Annotated in this window: 6 protein-coding genes and 2 rRNA genes; 5 read left to right on the top strand and 3 right to left on the bottom strand. The window is 41.8% G+C overall.

The annotated features are described in order from the left end of the window. The 3 genes from QT16_RS15500 to QT16_RS15490 form a co-directional block, all read left to right on the top strand. Positions 1-686, top strand: a 23S ribosomal RNA gene (locus QT16_RS15500); the annotation flags it as partial. Positions 687-831: 145 nt separating this feature from the next. After that, positions 832-946, top strand: a 5S ribosomal RNA gene (rrf, locus tag QT16_RS15495). Between the two features lie 700 nt (positions 947-1,646). Further along, positions 1,647-2,240 (top strand): hypothetical protein, encoded by a 594-nt coding sequence (locus QT16_RS15490; RefSeq protein WP_039489165.1) that lies wholly within the window; start codon positions 1,647-1,649, stop codon positions 2,238-2,240. A gap of 2 nt (positions 2,241-2,242) precedes the next feature. Here QT16_RS15490 and QT16_RS15485 read toward each other — a convergent pair whose 3' ends face one another. Next, entirely contained in the window at positions 2,243-2,623 is a 381-nt protein-coding gene (locus tag QT16_RS15485; protein ID WP_039489163.1) for a hypothetical protein, read from the bottom strand. Between the two features lie 99 nt (positions 2,624-2,722). On the opposite strand from QT16_RS15485, the gene QT16_RS15480 reads away from it, so the two are divergent. Beyond that, a complete protein-coding gene (locus tag QT16_RS15480) occupies positions 2,723-3,163 on the top strand; it encodes a tellurite resistance TerB family protein (protein WP_039489160.1) in 441 nt (146 codons plus the stop codon). 17 nt (positions 3,164-3,180) lie between these two features. On the opposite strand, the gene QT16_RS15475 is transcribed toward QT16_RS15480, so the two are convergent. Then, entirely contained in the window at positions 3,181-3,747 is a 567-nt protein-coding gene (locus QT16_RS15475; protein ID WP_024605004.1) for an NADPH-dependent FMN reductase, read from the bottom strand. A gap of 119 nt (positions 3,748-3,866) precedes the next feature. Between QT16_RS15475 and QT16_RS15470 the strand changes: the two genes are divergently transcribed. Continuing rightward, on the top strand, positions 3,867-4,766 hold the full coding sequence (locus tag QT16_RS15470; protein WP_039489158.1) for a LysR family transcriptional regulator: 900 nt from the start codon (positions 3,867-3,869) through the stop codon (positions 4,764-4,766). Between the two features lie 32 nt (positions 4,767-4,798). On the opposite strand, the gene norR is transcribed toward QT16_RS15470, so the two are convergent. Next, on the bottom strand, positions 4,799-6,355 hold the full coding sequence (gene norR / locus QT16_RS15465; protein ID WP_039489156.1) for a nitric oxide reductase transcriptional regulator NorR: 1,557 nt from the start codon (positions 6,353-6,355) through the stop codon (positions 4,799-4,801). Positions 6,356-6,499 lie beyond the last annotated feature (144 nt).

The following is a 6,499-nucleotide window of genomic DNA, read 5'->3' as shown; positions in this document are numbered from 1 at the left end:
TTACGGACAGTGCCTGGTGGGTAGTTTGACTGGGGCGGTCTCCTCCTAAAGAGTAACGGAGGAGCACGAAGGTTGGCTAAGTACGGTCGGACATCGTACGGTTAGTGTAATGGTAGAAGCCAGCTTAACTGCGAGACAGACACGTCGAGCAGGTACGAAAGTAGGTCATAGTGATCCGGTGGTTCTGAATGGAAGGGCCATCGCTCAACGGATAAAAGGTACTCCGGGGATAACAGGCTGATACCGCCCAAGAGTTCATATCGACGGCGGTGTTTGGCACCTCGATGTCGGCTCATCACATCCTGGGGCTGAAGTCGGTCCCAAGGGTATGGCTGTTCGCCATTTAAAGTGGTACGCGAGCTGGGTTTAGAACGTCGTGAGACAGTTCGGTCCCTATCTGCCGTGGGCGTTTGAGAATTGAGAGGGGTTGCTCCTAGTACGAGAGGACCGGAGTGAACGAACCGCTGGTGTTCGGGTTGTCATGCCAATGGCATTGCCCGGTAGCTACGTTCGGAACTGATAAGCGCTGAAAGCATCTAAGCGCGAAGCAGGCCTCGAGATGAGTTCTCACTAGACTTTTAAAGTCTCTGAAGGGCCGTTGAAGACTACAACGTTGATAGGCAAGATGTGGAAGTGGTGTGAGCCATTAAGCTAACTTGTACTAATTACCCGTGAGGCTTAACCATACAACGCCAAACGCGTTTTATGCGACAGTTTAGACAGAAGTTAATATGACTAAAGTAGAAATTACTTAGAAAGACTTAAAAAATATTATCAGATATTTTCCAAATTCAGTTAGTGCGTAGAAATACGGATTAACGCCCAAATTTGCTTGGTGACAATAGCGTTTTGGACCCACCTGATTCCATGCCGAACTCAGTAGTGAAACGAAACAGCGCCGATGATAGTGTAGCATTTGCTATGTGAAAGTAGGACATTACCAGGCTTCAAATTGTAGAGAGCCCGACTAGAAATAGTCGGGCTTTTTTACGTCTGCAGAAAAGTAAAATGCGCGCAATAAACACACACTCATATCGCGACACAAAGATAGTGTAGCATTTCACTGTGACTTTCTACCGCTGTGGGCACTACGACATTACCAGGCTTCAAATTAAAGAAACCCGTTACAGAAATGTGACGGGTTTTTTGCTGTCTGGGATTTAGTAAAAAGCCCATGCCGAACTCAGTAGTGAAACGAAGCAGCTCGAAGGCTAGCCCCACGGAAGGCCGCCCCGACACAATGATAGTGTAGCATTTCACTGTGGCTCTCCACCGCTGTGGGCACTACGACATCCTATTGCGTAGCGCACCGACTTCAAATTGTAGAGAGTCTGACTAGAAATAGTCGGGCTTTTTTACGTCTGCAGAAAAGTGAAATGTGCGCAGTTAACACACACTCATACCAACATCCATCACGTAGGTCGTTCGAGCGTAGCGACTCCCGACGTTAAAATCACATCTCGGAGTGTGCAATTAATATTTATAAAAGTAGGATTGTTAATGAGTGCAGAGATATTTAGTCGTTAATCATTACTTAAAATTTTATCTAGTTGTCCCGTTCTCATTTTTATATAGATACTTCTAATAAAGTACTTAAGAAAACTGTACTATTACAGGTGTTTTAAAATAACTATAACGAGAAACAAATGAAATTATTAACTGCAGCAACTTTAATCGTTGCTTCATCGACAGCTTTTGCACGCCCTGCACCGCTAGTGTCTATTCCTACTCATGATGCCTTTTTTAATAGTATTGCAGCGCATTGCGGTAAAGCTTTTGAAGGTGAAGTAGCAGTAGATTACGCGAAAGGCCCAAGCTCATTTACAGATAAAAAACTGGTTATGCATGTACGTAAATGTAGTGAGACTGAGTTACAAGTACCGTTTCATGTAGGAGACGATGCATCACGTACGTGGATCATAACTAAAACGGGTAGCGGCTTGAGTTTAAAGCACGATCATCGTCATAAAGATGGAACAGACGACGCATCAACTATGTATGGTGGCCATACGCTTGATGCAGGGTCTGCGCAGATACAGTCGTTTCCAGCAGACCAATACTCTAAAGAGTTATTTGTAAAACAAGGTCTTGCGCAGTCTGTAGGTAATACATGGCAAATGTATATTTACCCAGAAGTATTTACTTATCGATTAATTCGCCAAGGACGTGAGTTTAAGGTGGATTTTGATTTAACTAAACCGACTACTCCACCATCAGCACCTTGGGGTTATAAAGACTAAGGTTACTTACCCTTACTTGTATCTTCTTTAGTTTCGCATTGGAGTAAAACACTTAAATCTGGTTGGTAAGCGCGTGGTTTTGTTGGAAAACGTTCGTACTCTTGCACGCCTTCAAGTACTTTCAACATAAAGGTATTGCCGCGGCATAGACGGTCAGCATGGCGCAATAAAAATACACTTTGATTGGTAAAGTGTTTGTAATCGTCTGACTGGATTTCTATTTTATAATTGTCTTCGCCAATTTGTGTTTGGTAGTAATGTACTTTGTTATCAAAGTCGTAGAGCTTCTCGGTTTCGGCTTTTTCAGCAAGTGCAGTATTTGCACTCGAAAGGGCCACCAGCGTAGCGCCTATAAATAAGCGTGGTGTGTTTATTCCTTTCATAAAATGTATCCTTTAATTTGCGAACTTTATACCCATTAATAAGAGTAATAAGGTCGATTTCTTTACGTATTAGTCTAACACCCAAAAAGGGAAAGTGTGATGTTCAAACAAATAAAACAACTTTTTGCTGTATTCGATGAACAGCAGCCAAGTATGCAAGAGCACGATTTAAAAACAGCTGTTGCTGCATTATTAATTGAAGTTATGCGTGCAGATACCAAGCTTGAACATGATGAACAACGAACCCTGACTGTAACCTTAAAAAAGTATTTTAATTTAACAGATATTGAGGTTAATGAGCTTACTAATAACGCGGCAAGTAGCTTAGATGATTCGATAGATTACTTTCAGTTTTCAAAGCAGATTAATGAGCATTGTAGCGCGGCGCAGCGAATAGAAATAATAGAGTTATTATGGCGCTTAGCGTATGCCGATGGAGAAATAGATCCCCAAGAAGACTACGTTATACGTAAAGTAGCAGGGCTTTTATATGTAACGCATACCGACTTTATCGCCGCCAAAATAGCAGCGACAAAGTAAGTAGGCGTGCGTGCAAGTTATTTTAACTTACTTGCAACGCTTACTAACTGATGAGCGAGGGCTGATACTTTTTCAGCCGTTACAGGTTCATTTATTTGCCCATTTTCATTAAACAATGTGTGCACAGCGGGTACTGCAAGTTGATCGGCAAGTACTAACGATCCAATGCCGCTTAATATATCACGCACATGATTTAAACCGCGTAAGCCGCCAAGCCCACCAGGCGATGCTGCAAACAAAGCAACCACTTTATTACGAAAAGCAGGAACAGCACCTTGCTCTGTACGCGATGCCCAATCAATCGCATTTTTTAGTGCTGCGGTAATAGAGCCGTTGTACTCTGGGCTTGCTAGTAAAATACCGTCGGCTGTACGTAGCTTATCTTTTAAAAGCTGTACATCGCTTGGTGTACCTTGCGCTTCAATATCTTCGTTAAATAGTGGGATGTTTAATTCGTTTAGTTTTATTACTTCTACTTCAGCACCTGTTTGTAGAGCAAAACGTGCTGCCTCATTAATAATTTTTTGATTAAAGCTTTCTTGGCGAAGGCTTCCAGCTAGGGCGATAATTTTTGGTGCTGACATGGTAGTGGCCTTTTAATGTTTTAAGTTACATGACTAATGTAGCAAAATTTCACTTGTAGAAAACCCTAATAAACGCAACACTTGTGTGCGTAAATGCACATAAGTATAAGGTAAGCAGCATGGCGATAAAATTTGAAGATTGGCAAGACGTTAAAGTAGCGTTTGAAGTAGCACGATTAGGCACGTTAACGGCGGCGGCAGAAGAGCTTAATGTGCACCACAGCACAGTACTTAGGCGAATTAATAATCTTGAAAAAAACTTAAATGCACGCCTTTTTCATCGCCATGCCCGTGGTTACAAGGTTACTGAAATTGGCACCAAGTTATTTGCAACGGCGCAAACTATCCATAGCTCCTTAGAGCAGTTACATAACGATATAGCAGCAGCCGATAGCACCCTTAGAGGGAGTTTATTGCTAACGACGGTAAGTGGTTTTATGGATGTACTTGGTGATGTATGTGAGCAATTTCAGTCGCTACATCCACAAGTGCAGCTTGAGGTTATTTTAGAACAAAAAAGATTAAGACTCGATCACGGACAAGCACATATTGCAGTGCGTGCAGGCCCAAGACCTGATGAGGGCGATTATATTGCTCAGCATTTAGCGCAGTTATCATCGAGTTTATACGCGAATAAACGTTACATTAATAAATACGGCATGCCTAAATTATTAAGTGATTTACAACAACATAATTTTGTATCGGGTGTGGCGGGTTTTAATGCCCGCGTGCCTTATTTTGCATGGGCAGATGAACATATTCCTGCATCGCAAATTAAGCTGCGAGTATCTGAAACCGCAGAAGCGACTCGTGCAATAATTAAAGGGCTAGGCATTGGCGGATTACAGCATGACGTAGCGGCGCAATATTCTGATTTAGTACCTATATTACACAGTGAGTTAAGCTGGCCTACCGATGTATGGTTAGTCACACATCACTTAGTGCATCGCACTGCTAAAGTACAAGCTTTTGCTGGGTTGTTAAAAACACATTTTAGTAAGTTAGCTGCTAATCAATAGTTTTAGCAGCATTTTAGTTGTGTTTTAAATGATTATAGTGTTTTTTTTACTTCTATTCCTAGGCGTTTAGCCAAGCGTACCAAGTTAGCTCTATCTAATTCGAGCACTCTTGCTGCTGCTGACCAATTGTAATTATGCTGCTTTAATTGCTCGGTAATTACATTGTATTGCAAAGATTCTACAGCTTGCTTTAGAGGTTGGTTGATTAGGGTATTGGTTGTGCTTTGAGTTGCAACAATAGAGTTTGGCTGTGCACTAGGTGTTAAATCACAGTGCTCGCTTGTAATTGTTATTATTGGATTTTGCCATTGGCTTTGTTTCGCTTTTAGCGCACTTCGGCTAATGACATGTTCAAGCTCGCGCACGTTACCTGGCCAGCTGTACTGATTAAGTAATGCTTGCGCTTCGGGGCTTAGTTTTAATTGTTTTATCCCTAATTTACGGGCTGTTTGCTCAATAAAATAACCAGCTAAGAGTGTTATGTCGTGCTCGCGTTTACTAAGTGGTGGCACAGTAATAGGGTAGACACTGAGGCGATGGTATAAATCGGCTCTAAAGCGACCTTGAGCTACTTCTTCTTTTAAATTTCTGTTGGTTGCAGCAACAACGCGTACATTTACGTATTTTGGCGTGTCTTCTCCTACCGTTTGTATTTCGCCACTTTGTAGCACTCGTAATAGTTTACTTTGCATGGCAAGGGGTAGTTCGCCTATTTCATCTAAAAATAACGTGCCGCCATCAGCTAACTGAAATTTACCTTGGCGCGAATTTTGTGCGCCTGTAAAAGCCCCTTTAGAATGACCAAAAAATTCACTTTCGGCGAGGTTTTCGGGAAGTGAGGCACAATTTAAGTGAATAAGCGGTTGATCTTTTCGAGCTGAATTTAAGTGAATGTTACGCGCAACAAGTTCTTTCCCTACCCCTGTTTCACCTAATATAAGCACGCTAAAGTTAGATGCTGCAACGAGTTTAATGTCGTTTTTAAGTGTTTGCATTAACGGGCTTTGACCAATAATTTCACCGCCGTCACGTGTTAATGCTTCACGATTTAGTTCTTGTACTAATGCACTTGAGTGCTGTGCATGCTGTTTGTAGTGGGCAAGTTCTAAGGCCGTTTTAAAGTGCGCACTACACAGCGTTTGTAAAGTATTGAGTGTATCAGCGCTTATGCTGTTAAATGCATTAGCGTTAAGGCTATCAAACGTAAGTACGCCAAGTAGCGCGTTTTTATCATAAAGAGGTAAACCTAAACATGCATGTACCGGTATGTCGCCGGTTTTAGCTAATAGCAATCCATCGTATGGATCGGGTAGTGGGCAGTCGTGCGCAAATTGAAGCGCGAGTGTGCTTTTGCAAATAGCTTCTAGGCGAGGGTGTTCTACTATTTTAAATCGTCTGCCTAAACTGTCGGGCATTAACCCTTTAATTGCCAGGGGTTTTAATTGTTCGCCCTGAAGCACTAGTAACGCACTTGCATCACTAGGAATAACCCGCTCAACCGTTGCTAGTAATTGATCAAAGCTATGCTCGTGTAGTGTACTTTGAGCAAGCTCTAGAGCAACTTGTGTAAGGTTGAATTGCTGGTTCACGTCAAAATGACCTGTTTGTGTTCTTATGAGTTAATTTATAGTAGGTCATAAAGACTCATACTGTAAAGTGATTTAATTTAACTTATTGAATTTAATTAATTAAATTTTTTGGCACAGTATGTGTAATAGCTAAGTAACGTAGTT

The sequence above is a fragment of the Pseudoalteromonas distincta genome (assembly GCF_000814675.1).
In the GTDB taxonomy this organism is placed as follows: domain Bacteria; phylum Pseudomonadota; class Gammaproteobacteria; order Enterobacterales; family Alteromonadaceae; genus Pseudoalteromonas; species Pseudoalteromonas distincta.
This window is presented reverse-complemented; position numbering and strand designations above follow the sequence as displayed.

Excerpts from the sequence above, each read along its gene's own strand:
- QT16_RS15490 (WP_039489165.1), top strand. The coding sequence starts at position 1,647 with ATGAAATTATTAACTGCAGCAACTTTAATCGTTGCTTCATCGACAGCT.
- QT16_RS15485 (WP_039489163.1), bottom strand. The coding sequence starts at position 2,623 with ATGAAAGGAATAAACACACCACGCTTATTTATAGGCGCTACGCTGGTG.
- QT16_RS15480 (WP_039489160.1), top strand. The coding sequence starts at position 2,723 with ATGTTCAAACAAATAAAACAACTTTTTGCTGTATTCGATGAACAGCAG.
- QT16_RS15475 (WP_024605004.1), bottom strand. The coding sequence starts at position 3,747 with ATGTCAGCACCAAAAATTATCGCCCTAGCTGGAAGCCTTCGCCAAGAA.
- QT16_RS15470 (WP_039489158.1), top strand. The coding sequence starts at position 3,867 with ATGGCGATAAAATTTGAAGATTGGCAAGACGTTAAAGTAGCGTTTGAA.